Here is a 19,380-nt window from a genome sequence, read left to right as displayed (position 1 = left end):
CGTTGGCCACCTCAGGACCCGACTTCGCCATGACCGACTTCCTCGGGGCGCTCACGCACGCGGTGCGGCCGGACGGTGGGCGCCCGCTGGTCGTGCACGACGACGAGCTGGAGACGATCCCGCCCGGCGCCGTGCCGAACCCGACGACCCTGCGGATCGCGGGCAAGCTGCCGACGTCGACGTTCGAGCTGTTCCGGCAGGTGATCCCGCCGGGCGAGAGCTCCGACATGCAACGGCACTACCACGAGACCGTGCACTTCGTGATCTCCGGCGAGGGGCACAGCGAGATCCAGGACGCCGAGGCGGAGAAGTACGAGACGGTCACGTGGAGCACGGGCTCGTTCGTCTACACGCCGCCGTGGACCTGGCACCGCCACTACAACGACTCCACCACCGAGCCGGTCGAGTTCCTGACGATCGAGAACTCGCGGCTGCTGGCCCTCTTCGGGCTCGCCCGCAGGCAGAGCGCCGGACTCGCGACCTTCGACGAGGCCCGCGCCCGTTTCGACACACCAGCGTCCGATTTCTCAGGGGGAGATCAGTGATTCCCGACCACGTCAGCATCTGGGGCGAACTGTCCCATGTGGACCACGTCGTGCGGCACGTCGGCGTGCCCGTGCGCGGCCACACCGTGCGGACCAGGGTCCTGCAGGCGGGCAGCGGACCGGAGCTCGTGCTGCTGCACGGCACCGGCGGCCACCTGGAGGCCTACGCGCGCGACATCGCCGGACTGGCGGAGGACTTCCACGTCACCGCCTACGACATGATCGGCCACGGCTGGTCCGACTTACCGGACCTGCCGTACACGACCGACGTGCTGTCCGAACACCTCGTCGGGTTGCTGGACGCGTTGGGCATCGACCGCGCGCACCTGTCCGGTGAGTCGCTGGGCGGCTGGGTGGCCGCGTGGGTGGCCGCGCACTTCCCGGAGCGCGTCGACCGGCTCGTGCTGAACACGCCCGGCAACATCGCGAACAAGCCCGAGGTCATGCAACGCATGCGGGACAGCACGATGGCCGCGGTGCTCGACCCGAGCGAGGAGACCGTGCGCCGGCGGGTGGAGTTCCTGTTCCACCACAAGGAGATGGTCACCGACGAGCTGGTGAACCTGCGCCGCCAGGTCTACTCGCGGCCGGGGTTCGTGCAGGCGATCACGAACACGCTGGTGCTGCAGGACCCCGTGGTGCGCAAGGACTTCGCGTGGGACCCGGCGTGGGTCGGGAAGGTCGCGGCGCCGACGTTGTTGCTGTGGACCAGCCACGACCCGACGGGCGGGCTCGACGAGGCCGACATGTTGCTGAGCTGGTTGCCCGACGCGCGGTTGCACGTCATCGACGACGCCGGTCACTGGCCGCAGTGGGAGAAGGTCTCCGAGTTCCTCGACACGCACCGCACGTGGCTGTTGCACGGAAAGGACCCGTCCTGATGGCCGAGATCATCGGTTTCGCCGGCATGTCGCACAGCCCGTTCGCGACGCTGCTGCCGCCGGACGCGAACGGGCCGGGCTCGGTGTTCCTGCGCGACGCGGACAAGGTGCGGCAGGTCGTGGAGAAGATGGCGCCGGACGCCATCGTCGTCATCGGCCCCGACCACTTCCACGCCAACTTCTACGACGTGATGCCGCCGTTCGTGCTCGGCGTCGAGGAAGCGGTGGGGTTCGGCGACTTCGGCAGCAGCTCGGGACCGCTGCCGGTCGAGCGGACGCTGGCGTGGTCGGCCCACAGCGGGCTTTCCGACGCCGGGTTCGACGTGTCACTGTCGTACTCGCTGACCGTCGACCACGGCATCGTGCAGAGCTACGAGATGATCACCGGCGGCACCACCCTCCCGTTGGTGCCGCTGGTGGTCAACACCGCCGCGCCGCCGCTGCCGTCGCTCGACCGCTGCGTGGAGCTGGGACGGGCGCTGGGAGCGGCGCTGCGGTCGTCGCCGTTCCCCGGCCGGGTGCTCGTCGTCGCGAGCGGCGGGCTGTCGCACTGGCTGCCGTCCAACGACCCGCGCGACCCGTCCGTGGTGGGGGAGCGGCGCGAGTCGCTGATCCGGGGCCGGTCCTACGTCCACGAGTTCGCCGCCGCGCGCGAACCGCGGGTGCGGGCGATGGGCGGCAACCCCGACGCGAAGGTGAACGCGGTGTGGGACCAGTGGTTCCTCGACCGGCTGGTGGAGGGCTCGGCGGGGGAGGTCGCCGGGATCGGGCACGAAGCGCTCGAGGCCCACGCCGGCAGCGGCGGGCACGAGATCCGCTGCTGGCTCATCGGGCAGGTCGCCGTCGGCCTGCCGCTGGTGTGGACGAGCTACGAGCCGGTGCCCGAGTGGATCACCGGCATGGGCATCGGGACCACGTTCCTCGTCTAGAGGCCTCGCCAGGGCTCAGCGGGACGCGGTCCGGCGGGTCTGGTCCAGGGCGATGTCGGTGAGCATGTCCTCCTGGCCGCCCACGAGGCGCCGGCGTCCGGCCTCCAGCAGGAGAGCCCGGACGTCGGCGCCGGTCCGTTCCGACGCCGTCTCGGCGTGGCGCAGGAACGAGCCGTAGACGCCCGCGTATCCGAGCGTGAGGCTCTCGCGGTCGACGCGCACCGGTCGTTCCATGAGCGGCCGGACGAGGTCGTCCGCGGCGTCCTGCAGCGCGAACAGGTCGGCGCCGTGCTCCCAGCCCTGGAGGTTCGCGACGGCGACGAACGGTTCGATCGGGCAGTTGCCCGCCCCCGCGCCGAGTCCGGCCAGCGACGCGTCGACCCGTGTCGCGCCCTCCTCCACCGCGGTGATCGAGTTCGCCACCGACAGCGAGAGGTTCTCGTGGGCGTGGATGCCGATCTCGGTGTCCTCGTCGAGGACGTCCTGGTAGGCGCGGATGCGGTCGCGGACGTCGCGGGGGAGCAGGCGGCCGCCGGAGTCCGTGACGTAGACGCAGTGCGCGCCGTACGACTCCATCAGCTTCGCCTGACGCGCCAGCTCCTGCGGTGCCGCGAGATGGCTCATCATCAGGAACCCGGACACGTCCATGCCCAGGTCGCGCGCGCCGGCGATGTGCTGGGCGGCGATGTCGGCCTCGGTGCAGTGCGTGGCGACGCGGACCGACGTGACGCCGAGGTCGTGGGCGCGCCTCAGGTCGTGGAGGGTGCCGATGCCGGGCAGCAGCAGCGTGGTGAGCCTGGCGTTGGTCAACGCCCCCGCGGCCGCGGCGATCCAGTCCCAGTCGGTGTGGCTGCCGGGGCCGTAGACGAGGGAGCCGCCGCTGAGCCCGTCGCCGTGCGCGACCTCGACGGCGTCGACTCCCGCCGCGTCGAGGGCACTGGCGATCTCGGCGATCTTCTGGGGCGTGATGCGGTGCCGCAGGGCGTGCATGCCGTCCCTGAGCGTCACGTCCTGGAGGTAGATCTTCACGCGCGCACCACCGCTTCCGCCATCGTCTCCGCGACCCGCAGCGCCGCGCTGGTCATGATGTCGAGGTTGCCCGCGTACGCCGGCAGGTAGTCGGCCGCGCCCTCGACCTCCAGCAGCACCGCGACCTGGTGCGTCACGGGGTCCGTCGTGAGGGTGTCCGGCTGGGCGACCGGGACGATCTGCACCTGCTGCTTGAGGCGGTAGCCGGGGACGTACCCGGCTACCTCGTCGACCATCCGCTCCACGGCCGCGCGGATGTGCCGGTGCGTCTCGGGATCGGGTGCGTCGACGAGCGCGAACACCGTGTCGCGCATGGTGATCGGCGGGTCGGCGGGGTTGAGCACGATGACGGCCTTGCCCCGCTTCGCGCCGCCCACCTCCTCGATAGCGTGCGCGGTCGTCTCGGTGAACTCGTCGATGTTCGCGCGGGTGCCGGGACCGGCCGACCTGGACGCGATGGAGGCGACGATCTCCGCGTACGGCACGGGCGTGACGCTGCCGATCGCGGCGACGATCGGGATCGTGGCCTGACCGCCGCACGTGACCATGTTGACGTTCCGCGCGCCGAGGTGCTCGTGCAGGTTGACCGTCGGCACCACCATGGGCCCGATCGCCGCCGGGGTGAGGTCGATGACCCGTTTCCCGTGCTGTGCCAGGACTTCGGCGTTCTGGACGTGCGCACCGGCCGAGGTGGCGTCGAAGACGATCTCGATCTCGTCGAAGCCGGGCATTCCGACGAGCCCCCGAACCCCCTGCGCCGTCGTGGGAACACCGAGCTTCGCGGCCCTGGCGAGTCCGTCCGACGCGGGGTCGATGCCCACCAGCGCGGCGACCTCCAGCGTCGTGGACCGCCGGAGCACCTTGATGACGAGGTCGGTGCCGATGTTGCCCGACCCGATGACCGCGACCTTCGTCACGACCGCCTCCCGAACGTCGCCCGCACCGTGCCGAGGCCGCTGATGGTGGCCTCGACCTCGTCGTCCGCGCTGACGGGGACGACCGGCCCGAGCGCGCCGCTGAGCACGACGTCCCCCGCCTTCAACGGGTCGCCGAGCTCGACGGCCGTCGTCGCGAGCCACGCGAGCGCGGTGAGCGGGTCGCCCATGCAGTCGGCGCCGGTACCGGCCGAGCTCTGCTCGCCGTTGAGGCTCAGCGTCATCGCCACGTCCCGCGTCACGACGTCGGCGAGCTTCGTCCGCTCCTCGCCGAGCACGTACAGGCCAGCCGAGGCGTTGTCCGCGACCGTGTCGGTGAAGGTGATGTCCCAGTTCTCGACGCGGCTGTCCACGATCTCCAGCGCCGCCTGCGCGTACACGACCGCCTGGCCGACGGTCTGCTCGTCGAACGGCCCGGTCGTGAGGTCCGCGGCCAGCACGAACGCCACCTCGGCCTCCACCCGCGGCTGCAGCAGCCGGTGCGTGGGCAGCACGGCGCCGTCCTCGAACGCCATGTCGTCGAGCAGCACCCCGAAGTCCGGCTGGCCGACGCCGAGCTGGCGGCGCACCGCGGGCGAGGTGAGGCCGATCTTGCGCCCGACGACGCGCGCCCCGCTGGCCACTCGCGCGCGGATGTTGTGGCTCTGCACCGCGTAGGCCAGGTCCTCGCCGACGAGATCCCGCACGGGCGCGCAGGTGATCTTGTCGCGGGCCGCCGTGGCCAGGCGCTCCGCTGCCAGTTCGACTTCGTCCATGCCGCCCATCGTGACGGTGCCGCCGGTCCGGTGCGGACTCCTCGGTTCCGTTCAGCGGAACTCAATGGCACCATCAGGTGATGACCGGGGTGCCGAACACGCTGCTCGGCAAGGTGATGCTGGTGCTGAACGCCTTCGGCGCCGACGACGACGAGCTGGGCTTCGCGGAGCTCGGCCGCCGCACCGGCCTGGCCAAGGCGACGCTGCACCGCCTGCTGGGCGACCTGGCCGACGTCCGCCTGCTCGACCGGGGCACGCGCGGCTACCGGCTGGGCGGCCACCTGTTCCAGCTCGGCATGCGCGCCTCGGTCGAACGCCGGCTCGTCGAGGTGTCCACGCCGTATCTGGAAGACCTCTACGAACGCACCCACGAGACGGTCCACCTCGGCCTGCTGGAGGGCCACGAGGTCGTCTACGCCGCCAAGATCGGCGGCCACCGGCAGGCCTCGTCCCCGTCCCGCCTGGGCGGCCGCATGCCGCTGCACGCCACCGCGATCGGCAAGGCCCTGCTGGCCCACGCACCGGTGCGCTCCGAGGTGCTCGCCGCCCCGCTCGCGCGCCGGACCCCGCGCACGGTCGTGACGCCCGGCATGCTCCGCCGCCAGCTGGCCACGATCCGGCAGACGGGCGTGGCCTACGAGTACGAGGAGTCCAGGGTCGGCCTCGCCTGCGTGGCGTCACCCGTGCTCGGACACGACGGCGCGGTCGTCGCCGCGGTCAGCGTCGCCGGCCCGACCACGCGCTTCGACCCCCGCGCACACGCCGCGTCGGTGCACGCGGCGGCGACGGGCATCGCGCTCACCCTGATCCGCCGGGCGGAGCTGACCGCCGGCCTGTGACACCCGGCATGTCGACGACCGCGGTCATGTCGAGCTGGACTTGACGCCCGTCAACGCCGTCAACGCCGACGACGTTGACGGCGAATCAACATTGACGGCGTCAACGTTGACGACGCCGTCAACGCCGCGATGTTGATGACGATGCAGTCAATGTTGACAACGTTGCGCCGTCAACCTCGTCAACCTCATCGTCAACACGTCAATGTTGACGACGGAGTCGACGTTGACGTGTTGACGTGTTGACGTGTTGACGTCGATGTTGATGCCGAGGTCGACGTTGATGTGGACATTGATGTCGACGTCGCTTAGAACGCCTTCGCGTCGAGGTACGCGCCGAACGTGCCGAGCCAGTGGTCGGCCATGTAGCCGTGCCCGCCGAACACGTACGTCCAGCCGACCTCGCGGTGCGACGCCGACGCCGTGCGCGCGAGCGACACGTACCGGTGGCCCTCCGGCAGCGACTCCGCGATCGCCTCCCAGTTCCAGGCGCGCGACAACGCGAGGCCCGCCAGGTGCGAGCCGTACGGGTCGCCGGGGTCGTCGACCGGGAAGGGCTCGCGCAGCACGCGCCAGCGGTCCGACTCGAGGTCCGGCAGGTACGCGTCGAACCAGTCGGCGAACTCGGCGGGCGGGAGGGCGCGGCGCATCAGGTCGGCCGTCGTCAGCGCCGGGGACAGGAAGTCGGCGGCGTCCGGCTCGAACCCGCCGTACCCCGCCTCGTCCCGGTGCCACCGCAGCGCCGCCTCCCGGCACGCCGACACGATCTCGGTGTCCCCGAGGGCCTGGGCGGCGTCGTGCACCAGGCCGGTCGCGAACGCGGTGTTGCCGTGCGTGCCAGTCCTGATCGGCAGCCGGGCCGCCGAGATCCACTCCAGCCACCGGTTGCGCAGCACGTCCGCGATCGGCTCCACCGACCACGGCAGCCCGGACGTGCGCAGCTCCGCGTCGAGCTGCAGCAGCCAGGCCCAGCCGTACGGCCGCTCCCAGTACCGGCCGGCCGGCGAGGCGAAGAACTCGGCCTCCACGGCGCAGTTCTCGGGGGTGATCAGCTTGTCGAGGGCGTCCCTGGCCGCGTCGGCGCCCTGCACGGAGGGCCGCAGGCGCAACAACCGCACGGCGAGCCACGTCTGGTGCACGCACGAGTGCCAGTCGAACGACCCGGCGAACACGGGGTGCAGCACCCGCTGCGGCACCAGTCGATGATCGCCGTCGATCACGTGCGTCCAGTGGACCGGGTAATCGCGTTGGATGTTCTCGACCGCGATGCCCAGCAGCCGGGTGGCGGTGCCGTCATCCAATCGGGTGGCGTTCATGGCCACATCATGCAGGGCGACGTCTCAGCAGGGCAGTGGTCGGCTGTTGACAAGTAACAGACTTCACCCGCCTGTCGCCGGAAAACCCGTCCCGCGGCCGGTGCCGGGGAGCTGACGAACCCGTGCGGGTCTCTCAGTGTGGAACAACTAAGCTGAGCAGCGTGAACTGGACCGTGGACGTGCCCATCGACACGCTTCCCGAGCTCCCGCCGCTGCCTCCCGAGATGCGCAAGCGCCTGGACGACGCCCTGACGCGTCCCGCCGCCCAGCAGCCGGAGTGGCCCGACGCCGAACAGGTGCGTCGTGTGCGGGCCGTGCTGGAGAGCGTGCCGCCGATCACCGTGCCCGCCGAGATCGACCGGCTGCACACGCAACTGGCGCAGGTCGCGAACGGTGAGGCGTTTCTGCTGCAGGGAGGTGACTGCGCGGAGACGTTCGCCGACAACACCGAGCCGCACATCCGCGCGAACATCCGGACCCTGCTGCAGATGGCCGTGGTGCTGACCTACGGCGCGAGCCTGCCGGTGGTGAAGGTCGGCCGCATCGCCGGCCAGTACGCCAAGCCGCGGTCGTCGAACATCGACGCCCTCGGCCTGCCGTCCTACCGCGGCGACATCATCAACTCCCTGGTCGCGACGCCCGAGGCCCGTGTCCCGGACCCCGGCCGCATGATCCGCGCCTACGCCAACGCCGGCGCCGCCATGAACCTGCTGCGCGCCCTCACCGGTGCGGGTCTCGCGGACCTGCACCGCGTGCACGACTGGAACCGCGACTTCGTGCGCACCTCGCCCGCCGGCGAGCGCTACGAGGCACTGGCCGGCGAGATCGACCGCGGCCTGAAGTTCATGTCCGCGTGCGGCGTGACCGACCAGTCGCTGCACGGCACGGAGATCTTCGCCTCGCACGAGGCGCTGCTCCTCGACTACGAGCGCGCGCTGCTGCGCCTCGACACGACGGGCGACCAGCCGCGGCTGTACGACCTGTCCTCGCACTTCGTGTGGATCGGCGAGCGCACCCGTCAGCTCGACGGCGCGCACATCGCGTTCGCGGAGATGCTGTCGAACCCGATCGGCCTCAAGATCGGCCCGACGACGTCGCCCGAGATGGCCGTCGAGTACGTCGAGCGTCTCGACCCGCGCAACGAGCCTGGCCGCCTGACGCTCATCTCGCGCATGGGCAACCAGAAGGTGCGCGACGTGCTGCCCGCCATCGTCGAGAAGGTCGAGGCCAGCGGCCACAAGGTCATCTGGCAGTGCGACCCGATGCACGGCAACACGCACGAGTCGTCGACCGGCTACAAGACCCGCCACTTCGACCGGATCGTCGACGAGGTGCAGGGCTTCTTCGAGGTGCACCGCCGGCTCGGCACGCACCCCGGCGGCATCCACATCGAGCTCACGGGCGAGGACGTCACCGAGTGCCTCGGCGGCGCCCAGGAGATCTCCGACGACGACCTCGCCGGCCGCTACGAGACGGCGTGCGACCCGCGCCTGAACACGCAGCAGTCGCTCGAGCTCGCGTTCCTCGTGGCCGAGATGCTGCGCTCGTAGTCCTGGCGAACGAGACGAGAAGGGCCCCGCGTCGACGACGCGGGGCCCTTTCGCTTCCGTCCTAGAGACCGAAGATGGTGATCTCGGTCCCCTTCCGCACCCGCGTGCGCGGCGGGATCGACTGGTTGACGACGGTCGCGTTGCCGCTCTTGTTGAACTCGACCTTCACCCGGAAACCGGCCCGTTCGAGCTCCTCCTTGGCCTCGCGCACCTTCTTGCGCGAGACGTCCGGCACCTCGATCTCGCGGTCGTTCTGGAAGAACACGGTGACGCGCTTGGCACCCGTCCCCTCCAGCACGGTGCCCGCGGCCGGGTCGGTCCTGGCCACCCGCGACTGGTCGTTCTCGGCCGCGTCGTCGCCGCCCGCCTCGACCGGTTCGATGCCGGCGCGCTGCAGCTCGGCGAACGCCTCGGTCTTCGTCTTGCCCACGACGTTGGGCACCGGCGTGCGCGGCGACGGGCCCTTGCTGAGTACGAGGGTGACCGGTTCGTTGATCTTGAGCGCGGTGCCGGGGCGCGGGTCGAGCGCCACGACCTTGCCGATCGGGACCGTGTCGTGGAACGCGTCCTTCGTCGGGTCCGTGGCCGCCTTCAGCCCGGCGGCCTCGATCTCCTTCGTCGCGGCGGCGACCTCGGCGCCCACGTTGATGAACGGGACGACGGGCCTGCCGCGGGAGACGATGAGCTTCACGGACTCGTTCTTGCGCAGCTCCGTGGCCTGGCCGGGCTCCGAGCGGATCACCTGGCCGAGCGGCACGTCGTCCGACGCCACCTTCTCGATCAGCGGCGTCAGGTCCGCGCTCTGCACCAGCCGCACGGCGTTCTGCTCGGACTGCCCGACGACCTCGGGCACCGTCGTGTGGCTGGCCGCGCCGAGGAACCAGGAGTACAGGCCGACGATCAGCGCCAGCCCGCCGACGACCGAGCCGCCGATGACGAGGAGCTTCTTCCTGCGCTTGCGCTCCTCCTCGGCGGGGTCGACCTTCGGCTTGCGCGCGGGCCGGCTCTGAGCGGGCCTGCGCCGCGGCTCGGGGCGTTCCATCGCACGGGTGCCCGCGATGCCGGGAGGCGGCGTCGGCGGACCGGTGTTGACGGTCGTCATCGACGGCCCCGGTGGCGGCCTGTGGGTGACGGGCCTGGTCGCCTCGATCGCCGACGGGGGAGTGGCGCCGACCGCGACGGGGACCGGTCGCATCACGACGGTCCTGTCGTTCTCGGGCGCCGTGCCGGGAACGGGCACCGGCTGCGGCGTCAGCCCCAGCTCCGCGCCCACCCGCTCCAGCTCGGCGAGGAACGCGTCGGCGTTCGCGGGACGCAGGATCGGGTCGCGCCGGGTCGCCTTGCGCACCAGCGTGTCGAGCGCCAGCGGGATCTCGGGGATCGACGGGACGTCCGAGTTCACGTGCTGGTAGGCCACCGAGATGGGCGTCTCGCCGCGGTAGGGGGCCTTACCCGCCAGCATCTCGTAGAGCAGGATGCCGGCCGAGTAGACGTCACTGCGCGCGTTCGCGGCGCCCGTCTCCACCTGCTCGGGTGACAGGTAGGCGACGGTGCCGAGGATCTCGCTGTCGCTCGTCACGCCGTTCTCGGCGATCGCGCGGGCCAGTCCGAAGTCCGCCACCTTGACCTGGCCACCGGGTCCGATCAGCACGTTCTCCGGCTTCACGTCGCGATGCACCAGCCCGGCGCGGTGCGCGGCGCCCAACGCCGACAGCACCGGGCCGAGGATGCTCAACGCGACGGCGGGAGCGAGCTTGCCGCGCTGGTTCAGCAGGTCCCGGAGGTTTCCGCCGTCGATCAGCTCCATCACCAGGTACACCTGGTCACCGTCGACGCCCTGGTCGTGCACGGACACCACGGCCGGGTGATGCAGCTGCGCCGCGGCCCGCGCCTCGCGCTCGAAGCGCGCGACGAACGCCGGGTCCGCCGTCAGGTGCGGATCCATCACCTTGACGGCCACATCGCGATCGAGGCGGGTGTCGCGACCTCGATAGACGGTGGACATGCCGCCGCGCGCCAGCACGGCGTCCACCCGGTAGCGCTGCTCGAGCAGTCCACCCATCACGTTCGAAACCGACCTCTCCACAGTGCGAGATGGTAAAGCTCAGGATGACCCGGTTGGCGGAAGGGCGTTCCCAGTTCGGTTATGGCATCGTGACCCCCGTGAGTGCGATTCCTGCCGCTGCGGATGTACTGGCCGCCGACCTGGAGGTTGTTGGCCTCCCCGACGTGGCCGACCGAATGGGACTTCCGGTCACCCGGGTCCACCAGATGCTGCGCGACGGGCAACTGCTCGCCGAGCGGCGGGACGGCGTCCTCGTCGTTCCCGAAGCGTTCCTCGCCGCCGGAGGTGTGGTGAAGGGTCTGCCCGGCACCATCACGGTGCTGCGCGACCAGGGCTTCTCCACGGACGAGATCCTGCGCTGGCTCTTCACGGAGGACGAAAGCCTCCCCGGCACTCCGATCGAAGCATTGCGCGGAGACCGTGGGCGTGAGGTAAAGCGGCGCGCGCAGGCCATGGGCTTCTAGTTCACCCGAAGCAGCGGTTTCAGGCGTCTCCACAGGCGGGAGACGTCTGGAACCCCTGAGCTGGGCAGCATGACCAAGACTCTGCTCGCCTTTTTCACCGCCTTCGGCCTGCTGCTCTCGCCGGCCGTCGCCACCGCCGCGCCCGCCGTCCACGCCAAGCCCACCACGCTGGAGCTGGACGCCGGCGGCGCGAAGGTCAAGCTGAAGAAGGGCAACCAGCTCCAGATCAAGGGCAAGCTCGGCGCCAGGGGCGACCGGGAGCTGACCCTCGGGCTCGACGTGTTCGCCCAGGTCAGGGTAGGTGCGTCGGTGTGGACGAACATCTACACCGCGAACTGCCAGCCGAACGCGACCTTCAACGCCCGGCTCACTCTCGACGCGTCCGCCGACCTGCGCCTCTTCTTCGCGGGCACGAACGTGTACGCGTCCGCGACGTCGAACATCGTCGGCGTGGTCGTGGTCTGAGGCAGCCCCCGTCAGGGCTGAGGCCGGGCTCATCTCGTCGTCGCCCGTGCGAGCAGTGCCCGGCCGGCGCCGGGCACCGCCACGGCGATCCGTCGCGTCCGGGGCACCGCCACCCGCCGCCACAGCACCTCGCAGCCGACGAGCCCGAGGATGTCGCGGTACAGGGTGTACGCGGTCCGCACACAGGGCCGCGACGACGGCGACAACAGGGCGATGCCCGGCTCGGCCAACTGATATATCGCATATGAGTGCGCGACGAGGTCGTCGAGAACGCCCTGCACGCGGACGTCGGCACGCCGGCGCGACCGGCACCACTGTAAGAGGTCGCGGTCAACGTCGTGCGCGACGAGCACGTCCTGCGGCAGGTAGACCCGGCCGCGGTCGAGGTCCTCGCCGACGTCGCGCAGGAAGTTCGTCAGCTGGAACGCCACCCCGAGCCGGGCGGCGTACGGGGCGGCTTCCTCGCGCGGGACGACGGTGCCGAGGACGGGCAGCATCTGCAGCCCGATGACCTCCGCCGAGCCGTGCACGTAGACACCGAGCGCGTCGAGGTCGGCGTACTCGGTGACGTCGAGGTCCATCCGCATCGACGCGAGGAAGTCGGTGAACAGCGCCCGGTCGATGTCGTAGCGGCTCATCGTGTCGGCGAGCGCGTGCAGGACCGGGTTCGACGGGGGCCCGTCCTTCGTGCAACCGTCGAGCAGCCGCTCCAGCCGGTCGAGCTCACCCGCCCGGTCGTCGACCCCGGCGGCGTCGACGATCTCGTCGGCCCAGCGGGCGAACGCGTACAAGGCGTGCACCGCGGGCCGTTGGGAGGGTCGCAGCAGCGCCGTGGCGAGGAAGAACGTCCTGCCGTACCGCGCGTTCACCCGGCGGCAGGTGGCATAGGCCGCGCCCAGGTTCACGGGTCGAGGCTCATTCGTAGCGGGTGGACAGGCCGAACGGGTCCGGCTTCACCAGAGACCGCGCCGCGAGCCCGGACACCACCAGCGCGAAGAACAGGTAACCCCACGAGTAGAGCGCGGTGTCGCCGTTCGGGAACGTCACGAGCATCAGGAACACCGACGCGACCGTCATCGTGACGAGCGCGCTCGTGCTCCATGCGAACCCGGCGGCCAGCGCCAGCGGCCAGCTGAAGTACCACGGCAGCGTCGCGGGGGAGAGCAGCGCGACGGCCAGCATCGTCAGCGTGCCGCGCTTGATGCTGTTGCGGACCTCGCCGTCGCGCGCCGCCCACCACTGCGTGTACGCGATCCAGACCAGCACGACCGAGCCGATGCCCCGCGCGATGCCGATGAAGATGCCGCCGTCGACGTAGACGAACCAGTTGACGACCATCCGCACGAAGTCGCCGACCGCGCTCGGCAGCGACAGCCAGTTGATGATCATCGACGAGCTGCGCAGCGCCGGGATCCAGCCCAGCGTCACCCCGGCCACGGCCGTGCAGGCCGCGAACGTGCCGATGAACGCCACCAGGCCGGGCACCAGCGCCCTGCGGAACTGGGCGCGCTTGTCGCCGTCGAGCCGCGCCGCCCAGATCCAGATGAGGAACGGCGCGATCACCACTGCCGTCGCCTTCACGGAGAACGCGAGGGCGAGCAGCACGAAGCCGAGGACGTGCCTGCGGTCGAGCACCAGCAGCACGCCGGCGGCCATCAGCCCGATCATCAGCAGGTCGTTGTGCGCGCCGCCGACGAGGTGGATCAGCAGCAGCGGGTTCGCCGCCACCAGCCACAGCGCGATGGCCGACCTGCCGCCCAGGTGCCTGCTCAGGCCCGGCAGCGCCCAGCAGAGCAGCACCAGCCCGCCGGCGAGCGAGAACCGCATGGCGACGACGCCGAGGATGACGCTCGCGTCCGTCACCCACACGATCGCCTTCGCGACGAGGATGAACAGCGGCCCGTACGGCGCGGGCGTGTGCTGCCAGACCCAGCTGACGTTCTCGCTGAGTGTGCTCTGCAGCACCGCGGGCCCGACCTCGTACGGGTCGTAGCCGCTCAGCGCGAGCTGGCCCTGCGCGAGGTAGCTGTAGATGTCCTTGCTGAACAGCGGCGGCGCGAAGAGCAGCGGCAACGTCCACACCGTCACCGCGACCAGCACGGCGAAGTCGCCGATCTCGCCCCACCGCACGAGCCTGCCCAGGCGCACCCACGCCCAGATGACAAGGCCGAGCCCCAGGTACAGCACCATGCTCGCGAGGTCGCGGCCGTGGCCGTAGCGCAGCCAGCTCAGCCCGACCTGGGCGAGCAGCGGGTCGCGCTCGAGGATCGCCCCGGCCCCCATGCCGCCGAGCGCGATCAGCGCCACGCCCAGCAGGCCGAGCATGGTCGTGCGGATGGGGATGGCGTACGTGTTCGCGCGCACGACTTGATCAAGCTCCTGCGGAGAGACCTCGGAGCTCGTGCGGGGGAGGGACGGAGTTGCTGCCATCGCCCGAACATCGTTGCACAAGGCGAGCAAGCGTCAGCAAGCAACGGGGCACACCGGCAACGAGGTGTTAATGAACTCTCAGGAAGCGGTGCCGGTCCCGGCCGGGCGTGATCGGCGTCAGAAGGTCCGCTTCGTCGAGCTGATCGCGAGGCCGGCGAGCTTCTCGGCGGCCGGTTCCGCGACGGGGGCCGCGTCGAGTGCCGCCAGCGCGCTCTTGGTCAGCTCCTCGATGCGCTCCTCGACGGCGTCGACGGCGCCGACCTTCACCAGCGTGCGCCGGACCTCCTCGACGGTGTCGAGGTCGAGGTCGGGCCGGCCGAGGGTGATATCCAATATATCGGCGCCGAACTGCATGCCGAGGGCGACGAGCAGCGTCCGCTTGCCCTCCGACAGGTCGTCGCCAGCTGGCTTGCCGGTGACCTCCGGGTCGCCGAACACGCCGAGCAGGTCGTCGCGCAGCTGGAACGCGACGCCGATGTCCGCGCCGAACGTCCGCAGCCCGTCGATCAGCTCCGGCGAGCCGCCCGCCATCGCCGCGCCCATGTGCAGCGGCCGTTCGACGGTGTACGCGGCCGTCTTGAGCCGGTCGATCCGCAGTGCCGCGTCCGGGGACGAGTCGCCGCGCGCCTGCGTCAGCACGTCCAGGTACTGCCCCGCGAGCATCTCGGTGCGCATGTCCCGCCACGGCTCGCTCATCCGGCGCAGCACGTCGGCCGGCAGCCCGGCGGCGAAGAGCATGTCGTCGGCCCACGCCAGCGCGATGTCGCCGATCAGCACGGCCGCCGACATGCCGAACCGCTCCGGCGAGCCGAGCCACCCCCGCTCGCGGTGCCGGGCGCCGAACGCGATGTGCACCGTCGGCTTGCCCCGGCGCACCGAGGAGGCGTCCATCAGGTCGTCGTGGATCAGCGCGCACGCCTGGATCAGCTCCAGCGAGCTCACCGCCGTGAGCACCTCGCCGGCGAGCTCGCCGTCCGGGTCGCCGCCGGCCGCGCGCCAGCCCCACCACGCGTAGGTCGGGCGGATGCGCTTGCCCCCACCCAGCACGAAGTCGGAGAGCGCGTCGACGGCGCTCGCGAAGCTCGGGTCCATCGCCTCTCCGGACGCGCGCCGGGAGGCCAGGTACGTGGTCAACGCTTGTTCGACGTGCTGGGGCAGTGCCACGTCGATGGGGTGGTGGGACACACGTCCATGGTCCGCTGTGTCCGGCACCACGCGCATGTCGGGGGCGCGTACCAGGCCGTGTACCACATCGTGAGCGGCTGTCCCACTCTCCGGAAGTACCACTAGGCTTGGCGCCATGACGTCGGTGGTGGAACGGCTCCTGGGGGAGTCGCCCAAGTTCTCCGTGGAGTTCCTGCCGCCTCGGGACGCCGAGGACGAGAAGGTCCTCTGGAAGGCCGTCCGCGAGCTGGAGGGCCTCGACCCGGCGTTCGTGTCGATCACCTACGGCGCCGGCGGGTCGCGCCGCGACCGCACGATCCGCGCCACCGGCCGCATCGCGCAGGAGACGACGCTGCTGCCGGTCGCGCACCTGACCGCCGTCGACCACTCGGTGGCCGAGCTGCGCAACGTCATCGGCTGGTACGCGGCGATCGGCGTGCGCAACGTCCTCGCACTGCGCGGCGACCCTCCCGGCGACCCGATGGGCGACTGGGTCGCGCACCCGGAAGGCCTCAACTACGCCGACGAGCTGGTCTCGCTCGTCCGCGAGCTCGGCGACTTCTGCGTGGGCGTGGCGGCGTTCCCGTACGGGCACCCGCGCTCGGCCGACCTCGACACAGACCTGAAGTTCCTGCTGCGCAAGCTCAACGCGGGCGCGGACTACGCCGTGGCCCAGCTCTTCCACGCACCGGAGCCGTTCCTGCGGCTGCGCGACCGGGTGGCGGACGCGGGCTGCTCCGCGGCGATCCTGCCGGGCATCATGCCGATGCTGTCCCCGCGCGGCCTGTCCAAGATCGTGGAGCTCTCCGGCGCCGACCTGCCGCTCGACATCGCCCGCCGGCTGGAGCCCTACGCGGACGACGTCGCGGGGTTCCGGGCCACGGGCATCGACATCGCGACGGAGATGTGCCAGCGGCTGCTCGACGAGGGCGTGCCTGCGCTGCACTTCTACACGATGAACAGGTCGAAGGCGACGAAGGAAGTGCTGGGGCGTCTGGGTCTCGTCGCCCGCGCCTAGACGAGCGCGCTGCGCTTGTGCGCGATCAGCGCGAGCACGACGACGATCAGTGCGGCACCACCGGTGAGCCCCGCGACGAGCAGCGCCCAGCCGAGGAACGACTGGGAGTTCTCGCCCGCGTACTGCACGGTCGCCTGCAGCATGGACGCCTGACCGGGCTTCGGAGACCACGCGATCGTGTTGTTCTCCTCCTCGCGGCCGTTGGTGTTCACGATCTTGCCGGGGAAGCTCACCTTCACCTGGATGTCGGCGCGCTCCACCGGCACCTGGGTCAGGTCGACCGACCCCGAGAGCGTGACAAGATCACCCGACCGGCGGAAGTTCAGGCTGTAGCGGCTGTTCGACGAGCTCGTCGCCATCGACAGCGTGCGCATCTCGTCGAACGTCAGGCCGGTGAAGAACAGCTGCGTGCCCGCGTAGGCCTCCACCCGGTACGGCTGGGTGGTGACGCGGCTCGCGAGCTCCGGCGGCACCTTGAGCTGGGGGCCGGGATCGTTGTCCTGGGTGGGAGGCGTGGCCGCGACGATCTCGCCGGAGATGCGGTCGTCGTCCGACACGGCCATGGCCGCGTAGACGCGAACGCAACCGCTCAGCGAGAACAGGGTGAGCAGCAGGAAGACCGGCAGCAGCAGTGCCCGGGATCGACGCACCCGGACATCCTGCCAGCATGGTCCAAACGACGCAGTCCCCTCCTTTGGTCGTGAGCTTGACTAACTACCTTTTGGCGCGGAGGGGCGCGAGGTAGCGTCTCGGCGCATGGCATCCGTGCACGACATCAGCAACAAGTTCGTCAGCGACTACGTGGCGCTGGACCCGATCACGGCCACCAACCTCGGCTTCGCGGGGTCCGACGACCAGCTGACGGACCTCTCGCCGGAAGGGCACGCGGCGCGCGACGAACTCGCCGTCCGCGCCTTGGCCGACATCACCGCCGCCCAGCCCGCGGATGCGTCGGAGGAAGCGGCGCGCGCCGTCTTCCTGGAGCGGACGGGCCTGGAGCACGAGCTCTACGAGGCCGGCGTCACCGAGTCCTCGCTGAACGTCATCGCGAGCCCGATCCAGTCCGTGCGCGACATCTTCGACCAGATGCCGACGGACACGCCGGAGCAGTGGGCCACGATCGGCCGCCGTCTCTCCGCCGTGCCGGCCGCCTTGGACGGACTGCGCGCGTCTCTCTCGCACGCCGCCTCGCGTGGAAACGTGTCCGCGCTGCGCCAGGTGACCAAGGTCGCCGCACAGTGCGACGTCTGGTCGTCGTCGTTCTTCACGTCGTTCGTCGCCTCTGCCGACGTCGACGGTTCGGTGCGGTCGTCCCTGGACACCGGTGCCGCCGCCGCGTCCGCCGCCTACGCGGACTTCGCGTCGTTCCTGCGCACGTCGCTGGCGCCGCTCGCGCCGGAGAAGGACGCCGTCGGCGAGGAGCGCTACCGCCTCGGGTCGCGCTACTTCACCGGCTCGAAGCTCGACCTCGCCGAAGCCTACGAGTGGGGCTGGCAGGAGTTCCTCGGCCTCGAGGCGGAGATGAAGGAGGTCGCGGCCCGTCTCAAGCCGGGTGCGACGCTCGCGGAGACCGCCGAGTACCTCGACGAGAACCCGCGCTACCAGGTCCGCGGCCAGGACGGCCTCCAGGCGTGGATGCAGGAGCTGTCCGACAAGGCCCTGCTCGACGTGCGCGACGTGCACTTCGACCTCCCCGACGCCCTGATGAACCTCGAGTGCAAGATCGCGCCGCCCGGCGGTGGCGTCGGCGCCTACTACACCCCGCCGACCGCGGACTTCAGCCGTCCCGGCCGCATGTGGTGGTCGGTCGACCCCGGCAAGACCGTGTTCCCGACGTGGCGCGAGACGTCGACCGTCTACCACGAGGGCGTGCCGGGCCATCACCTCCAGTGCGCGACGGCGGTGTACCAGTCGAAGACGCTCAACGACTTCCAGCGCCTGCTGTGCTGGGTGTCGGGCCACGGCGAGGGCTGGGCGCTGTACTCCGAGCGCCTGATGCGCGAGCTCGGCTACCTCGACGACGACGGCGACCTGCTCGGCATGCTGGACGCGCACCTGTTCCGCGCGGCCCGCGTGATCATCGACATCGGCATGCACCTGGAGCTCGAGATCCCGGCGGGCACCGGCTTCCACTCCGGCGAGCGCTGGACCCCGGACCTCGGCCTGGAGTTCCTGCTGACCCGCACGCTGCAGGAGCCGGCCGCCTCGCGCGACGAGATCGACCGCTACCTGGGCTGGCCGGGCCAGGCGCCGGCCTACAAGCTCGGCGAGCGCCTGTGGCTGGCCGCGCGCGACGACGTGAAGGCGCGCAAGGGCGCGGCGTTCGACCTGAAGCAGTTCCACAAGGAGGCCCTGGAGATGGGGTCGATGGGCCTCGACACGCTGCGGGAGCGCCTCGCCGCGCTGTGACCGTGACGCACTCTGATATACCGGTGGAGCACTGATATATCGGTCGGCCGTGGAGCCTGCGGCCGACCGATATATCGGATATCAGACAGGGTCGGCCCACCGGATGCGGACGCGGTTCGTGATCGGCTCCGGGTCGTCGGTCAGCACGAACTCGAGCCACGGTCCCGGCTCCGGCCGCACCGACGCGAACCCGTCACCACTGCGCTCTACCCGGTGCCCGGTCGCCTGCGCCGAAGCCGGCGGGTCCGGGGAGTCGACGACCACCGCGGCCACGACGCCGGTGTACTCGGGCCGGGGTTCGAGGACGCAGAACTCGTTGCCCTGCGGGTCCCGCAGCACCACCCACGGCACGTCGCGCTGCCCGACGTCGGCGTGCTCGGCGCCGAGCTTGAGCGCGCGTTCCACGATGTCCGCCTGGTGCTCGGGCGAGGTGGAGGCCAGGTCCAGGTGCACCCGGTTCTTCTCGATCTTCGGGGCGTCGCTCCACACGAACGTCAGCTCGATCTCGTCGCCGGCGAACTCGGACCAGAACGCCGCCAGCGCGGAGGGATCCGCGGACTCGAACGTGATTTCCACGCGTCCGAGGGTA

Annotated in this window: 19 protein-coding genes; 9 read left to right on the top strand and 10 right to left on the bottom strand. The window is 70.8% G+C overall.

Features of this window, described 5'->3' with window-relative positions:
- The first annotated feature begins 2 nt into the window (after window positions 1-2).
- From ACFWV3_RS24415 to ACFWV3_RS24405, 3 genes are read left to right on the top strand one after another with little or no spacing between them, the layout of a single operon-like run.
- The gene (locus ACFWV3_RS24415) at window positions 3-545 is read left to right on the top strand and encodes a cupin domain-containing protein (RefSeq protein WP_382413969.1); all 543 of its coding nucleotides are present in this window, start codon (window positions 3-5) and stop codon (window positions 543-545) included.
- Entirely contained in the window at window positions 542-1,426 is an 885-nt protein-coding gene (locus ACFWV3_RS24410) for an alpha/beta fold hydrolase (RefSeq protein ID WP_382413967.1), read from the top strand. The genes ACFWV3_RS24415 and ACFWV3_RS24410 overlap by 4 nt, the downstream gene beginning before the upstream one ends.
- On the top strand, window positions 1,426-2,355 hold the full coding sequence (locus ACFWV3_RS24405) for a 2,3-dihydroxyphenylpropionate 1,2-dioxygenase (RefSeq protein ID WP_382413965.1): 930 nt from the start codon (window positions 1,426-1,428) through the stop codon (window positions 2,353-2,355). Before ACFWV3_RS24410 ends, ACFWV3_RS24405 begins: the two co-directional genes overlap by 1 nt.
- A 15-nt stretch (window positions 2,356-2,370) precedes the next feature.
- On the opposite strand, the gene dmpG is transcribed toward ACFWV3_RS24405, so the two are convergent.
- From dmpG to ACFWV3_RS24390, 3 genes are read right to left on the bottom strand one after another with little or no spacing between them, the layout of a single operon-like run.
- On the bottom strand, window positions 2,371-3,384 hold the full coding sequence (dmpG, locus tag ACFWV3_RS24400; RefSeq protein ID WP_382413963.1) for a 4-hydroxy-2-oxovalerate aldolase: 1,014 nt from the start codon (window positions 3,382-3,384) through the stop codon (window positions 2,371-2,373).
- Window positions 3,381-4,301, bottom strand: coding sequence for an acetaldehyde dehydrogenase (acetylating) (locus ACFWV3_RS24395; RefSeq protein WP_382413961.1), 921 nt, complete (start codon window positions 4,299-4,301; stop codon window positions 3,381-3,383). The genes dmpG and ACFWV3_RS24395 overlap by 4 nt, the downstream gene beginning before the upstream one ends.
- The gene (locus ACFWV3_RS24390) at window positions 4,298-5,074 is read right to left on the bottom strand and encodes a 2-keto-4-pentenoate hydratase (RefSeq protein WP_382413959.1); all 777 of its coding nucleotides are present in this window, start codon (window positions 5,072-5,074) and stop codon (window positions 4,298-4,300) included. The genes ACFWV3_RS24395 and ACFWV3_RS24390 overlap by 4 nt, the downstream gene beginning before the upstream one ends.
- 80 nt (window positions 5,075-5,154) lie before the next feature.
- On the opposite strand from ACFWV3_RS24390, the gene ACFWV3_RS24385 reads away from it, so the two are divergent.
- Entirely contained in the window at window positions 5,155-5,913 is a 759-nt protein-coding gene (locus ACFWV3_RS24385) for an IclR family transcriptional regulator (RefSeq protein ID WP_382413958.1), read from the top strand.
- A 305-nt stretch (window positions 5,914-6,218) separates the two neighbouring features.
- Here the strand turns inward: ACFWV3_RS24385 and ACFWV3_RS24380 are convergent, their stop codons facing one another.
- Window positions 6,219-7,226: a DUF2891 domain-containing protein gene (locus ACFWV3_RS24380; RefSeq protein WP_382413956.1), complete on the bottom strand. Its 1,008-nt coding sequence runs from the start codon at window positions 7,224-7,226 to the stop codon at window positions 6,219-6,221.
- 161 nt (window positions 7,227-7,387) lie between these two features.
- Between ACFWV3_RS24380 and ACFWV3_RS24375 the strand changes: the two genes are divergently transcribed.
- Entirely contained in the window at window positions 7,388-8,776 is a 1,389-nt protein-coding gene (locus tag ACFWV3_RS24375; protein WP_382413955.1) for a class II 3-deoxy-7-phosphoheptulonate synthase, read from the top strand.
- Between the two features lie 61 nt (window positions 8,777-8,837).
- Here the strand turns inward: ACFWV3_RS24375 and pknB are convergent, their stop codons facing one another.
- Window positions 8,838-10,862, bottom strand: coding sequence for a Stk1 family PASTA domain-containing Ser/Thr kinase (gene pknB / locus ACFWV3_RS24370; protein WP_382413953.1), 2,025 nt, complete (start codon window positions 10,860-10,862; stop codon window positions 8,838-8,840).
- 77 nt (window positions 10,863-10,939) lie between these two features.
- Here pknB and ACFWV3_RS24365 point away from each other — a divergent pair, with 77 nt between their 5' ends.
- Together ACFWV3_RS24365 and ACFWV3_RS24360 are read left to right on the top strand one after the other, a co-directional pair.
- Entirely contained in the window at window positions 10,940-11,305 is a 366-nt protein-coding gene (locus ACFWV3_RS24365) for an Rv2175c family DNA-binding protein (RefSeq protein ID WP_382414222.1), read from the top strand.
- A gap of 69 nt (window positions 11,306-11,374) precedes the next feature.
- Window positions 11,375-11,770, top strand: a complete 396-nt coding sequence (locus tag ACFWV3_RS24360; protein ID WP_382413951.1) for a hypothetical protein — start codon at window positions 11,375-11,377, stop codon at window positions 11,768-11,770.
- Between the two features lie 29 nt (window positions 11,771-11,799).
- Here ACFWV3_RS24360 and ACFWV3_RS24355 read toward each other — a convergent pair whose 3' ends face one another.
- The 3 genes from ACFWV3_RS24355 to ACFWV3_RS24345 form a co-directional block, all read right to left on the bottom strand.
- Window positions 11,800-12,675 (bottom strand): phytoene/squalene synthase family protein, encoded by an 876-nt coding sequence (locus ACFWV3_RS24355; protein WP_382413949.1) that lies wholly within the window; start codon window positions 12,673-12,675, stop codon window positions 11,800-11,802.
- A 10-nt stretch (window positions 12,676-12,685) separates the two neighbouring features.
- Entirely contained in the window at window positions 12,686-14,134 is a 1,449-nt protein-coding gene (gene mptB, locus ACFWV3_RS24350; RefSeq protein ID WP_382413947.1) for a polyprenol phosphomannose-dependent alpha 1,6 mannosyltransferase MptB, read from the bottom strand.
- A 183-nt stretch (window positions 14,135-14,317) separates the two neighbouring features.
- On the bottom strand, window positions 14,318-15,421 hold the full coding sequence (locus ACFWV3_RS24345; RefSeq protein WP_382413945.1) for a polyprenyl synthetase family protein: 1,104 nt from the start codon (window positions 15,419-15,421) through the stop codon (window positions 14,318-14,320).
- Between the two features lie 79 nt (window positions 15,422-15,500).
- Here ACFWV3_RS24345 and metF point away from each other — a divergent pair, with 79 nt between their 5' ends.
- Window positions 15,501-16,382: a methylenetetrahydrofolate reductase [NAD(P)H] gene (gene metF, locus ACFWV3_RS24340; protein ID WP_382413943.1), complete on the top strand. Its 882-nt coding sequence runs from the start codon at window positions 15,501-15,503 to the stop codon at window positions 16,380-16,382.
- Here metF and ACFWV3_RS24335 read toward each other — a convergent pair.
- The gene (locus ACFWV3_RS24335) at window positions 16,379-17,032 is read right to left on the bottom strand and encodes a DUF3153 domain-containing protein (RefSeq protein ID WP_382413941.1); all 654 of its coding nucleotides are present in this window, start codon (window positions 17,030-17,032) and stop codon (window positions 16,379-16,381) included. The genes metF and ACFWV3_RS24335 overlap by 4 nt on opposite strands.
- A 106-nt stretch (window positions 17,033-17,138) precedes the next feature.
- On the opposite strand from ACFWV3_RS24335, the gene ACFWV3_RS24330 reads away from it, so the two are divergent.
- Window positions 17,139-18,791: a DUF885 domain-containing protein gene (locus ACFWV3_RS24330; protein ID WP_382413939.1), complete on the top strand. Its 1,653-nt coding sequence runs from the start codon at window positions 17,139-17,141 to the stop codon at window positions 18,789-18,791.
- An 81-nt stretch (window positions 18,792-18,872) separates the two neighbouring features.
- On the opposite strand, the gene ACFWV3_RS24325 is transcribed toward ACFWV3_RS24330, so the two are convergent.
- Window positions 18,873-19,367, bottom strand: a complete 495-nt coding sequence (locus ACFWV3_RS24325; RefSeq protein WP_382413937.1) for a VOC family protein — start codon at window positions 19,365-19,367, stop codon at window positions 18,873-18,875.
- Window positions 19,368-19,380 lie beyond the last annotated feature (13 nt).

It is taken from the genome of Lentzea sp. NPDC059081 (genome assembly GCF_042738015.1).
In the GTDB taxonomy this organism is placed as follows: Bacteria; Actinomycetota; Actinomycetes; order Mycobacteriales; family Pseudonocardiaceae; genus Lentzea.
The sequence above is the reverse complement of the archived record's forward strand: the minus strand, read 5'-3'. Positions and strand labels throughout refer to the sequence as shown.

Coding starts and splice junctions, on each gene's coding strand:
- ACFWV3_RS24360 (WP_382413951.1), top strand. CDS start 11,375: ATGACCAAGACTCTGCTCGCCTTTTTCACCGCCTTCGGCCTGCTGCTC.
- ACFWV3_RS24380 (WP_382413956.1), bottom strand. CDS start 7,226: ATGAACGCCACCCGATTGGATGACGGCACCGCCACCCGGCTGCTGGGC.
- ACFWV3_RS24390 (WP_382413959.1), bottom strand. CDS start 5,074: ATGGACGAAGTCGAACTGGCAGCGGAGCGCCTGGCCACGGCGGCCCGC.
- ACFWV3_RS24345 (WP_382413945.1), bottom strand. CDS start 15,421: ATGCGCGTGGTGCCGGACACAGCGGACCATGGACGTGTGTCCCACCAC.
- ACFWV3_RS24330 (WP_382413939.1), top strand. CDS start 17,139: ATGGCATCCGTGCACGACATCAGCAACAAGTTCGTCAGCGACTACGTG.
- ACFWV3_RS24385 (WP_382413958.1), top strand. CDS start 5,155: ATGACCGGGGTGCCGAACACGCTGCTCGGCAAGGTGATGCTGGTGCTG.
- ACFWV3_RS24405 (WP_382413965.1), top strand. CDS start 1,426: ATGGCCGAGATCATCGGTTTCGCCGGCATGTCGCACAGCCCGTTCGCG.
- metF (WP_382413943.1), top strand. CDS start 15,501: ATGACGTCGGTGGTGGAACGGCTCCTGGGGGAGTCGCCCAAGTTCTCC.